This is a genomic window from Oleiphilus sp. HI0117 (genome assembly GCF_001635235.1).
This window is the reverse complement of sequence record NZ_LWGA01001454.1, coordinates 1-1,203: the sequence shown is the minus strand read 5'-3', so window position 1 is coordinate 1,203 and position 1,203 is coordinate 1. Positions and strand designations below refer to the sequence as shown.

Here is a 1,203-nt window from a genome sequence, read left to right as displayed (position 1 = left end):
AAGTGTAACTAAGTGTCGACATAAAAGGATCTTACTTATTTAGAAGATTCTAAATGCTAATTGGTAGATAATAACACTTTAAAGCTTGCTCCCAGGGCAGGCTGATTCATTGTTAGATTCATGTTGAAACCTAAAAGAGAATATCTATGCCTAATTGCCCGAAGTGCGATTCTGAATACCCTTATGAAGACGGCCCTAGTTTTGTTTGTCCTGAGTGCGCCCATGAATGGCCCATTAATGCTGAAGAAGATGAAGATCGTTTGATTGTAAAAGATTCAAATGGCGCAGTGTTAGCTGATGGCGATAGTGTTACCGTTATTAAAGACCTTAAGATCAAAGGCTCTTCTTCAGTCGTAAAAGTTGGCACCAAGATCAAAAATATTCGCCTGATCGAAAGCTCTGATGACCACAATATTGATTGTAAGATCCCTGGAATCGGTGCGCTTAAAGTGACACCGAAATACGTTAAAAAAGCTTAGCGTTGATAGGCTCTCTCTATAGGAGAGCTTCGATATTCTCGCGTTATATCTTTAGAAGGGTGGGTCTGATGAATTTATCTGAATTTACGCCTGCTCAGTCACAAGAAGTGATTGTGCTGTTCCGTGATGTCTTTTCTATGGCCGAGGGACTGGACGAGGGTTTGTTAATTGGCGATTTAGTTGCCGATTTGATTGCCAGCACTAGTATAAGAGTCTAAGGGGTCGGTGACAAATAAGAATCAGTTGTCACCGACCCCTTATTTCCTTATTTACACATAAAGGAGTTTAAGCAATGTCTACCAACCGCCAATTTACTAAACATCAATTCGGCCCAAAAGGCTGGACACCTGAGCGAATCGAGTCTCTTAAAGGTAAGACTTACCTCATCACCGGTGCTAATAGTGGTACCGGTAGAAGTAGATGATGCGCTTGATCTTGCTGAACGAATTCAAGTGTAGTTATTGTTTAGCCGTGTTGGTTAATTCCTTGCCAGCCTGAATAAAGTCATGTAAATTTATTTGTAAGACATATTCTTACGAAGAGGTTTGTTATGGCAGATACCGTTACATTTAGACCTACTGATGATCAAGGCGGTTTTATTGAAGGTCTGATTAGTTCAGGTGATTACTCTAACCAAAGTGAAGTCATTCGCGCTGGCTTGAGACTTCTGCAAGAGCATTACGCTGAATCAAAGCTAGCAGAATTACGCCAGCTTATTAAAGAT

Annotated in this window: 4 protein-coding genes; all 4 read left to right on the top strand. The window is 40.6% G+C overall.

Annotation, left to right across the window (positions count from 1 at the left end; genetic code table 11):
• The first annotated feature begins 146 nt into the window (after positions 1-146).
• A complete protein-coding gene (locus A3757_RS24330) occupies positions 147-479 on the top strand; it encodes a zinc ribbon domain-containing protein YjdM (RefSeq protein WP_068506955.1) in 333 nt (110 codons plus the stop codon).
• A 68-nt stretch (positions 480-547) separates the two neighbouring features.
• Positions 548-697 (top strand): hypothetical protein, encoded by a 150-nt coding sequence (locus tag A3757_RS25950; protein WP_156490468.1) that lies wholly within the window; start codon positions 548-550, stop codon positions 695-697.
• 74 nt (positions 698-771) lie between these two features.
• Complete coding sequence (locus tag A3757_RS27905; protein WP_255374960.1) at positions 772-903, top strand: hypothetical protein; 132 nt, start codon at positions 772-774, stop codon at positions 901-903.
• A 126-nt stretch (positions 904-1,029) separates the two neighbouring features.
• Positions 1,030-1,203 (top strand): type II toxin-antitoxin system ParD family antitoxin (locus A3757_RS28220; RefSeq protein WP_082872187.1); only part of this gene is annotated, 174 nt, incomplete at its 3' end.

Coding starts and splice junctions, on each gene's coding strand:
- A3757_RS25950 (WP_156490468.1), top strand. CDS start 548: ATGAATTTATCTGAATTTACGCCTGCTCAGTCACAAGAAGTGATTGTG.
- A3757_RS27905 (WP_255374960.1), top strand. CDS start 772: ATGTCTACCAACCGCCAATTTACTAAACATCAATTCGGCCCAAAAGGC.
- A3757_RS24330 (WP_068506955.1), top strand. CDS start 147: ATGCCTAATTGCCCGAAGTGCGATTCTGAATACCCTTATGAAGACGGC.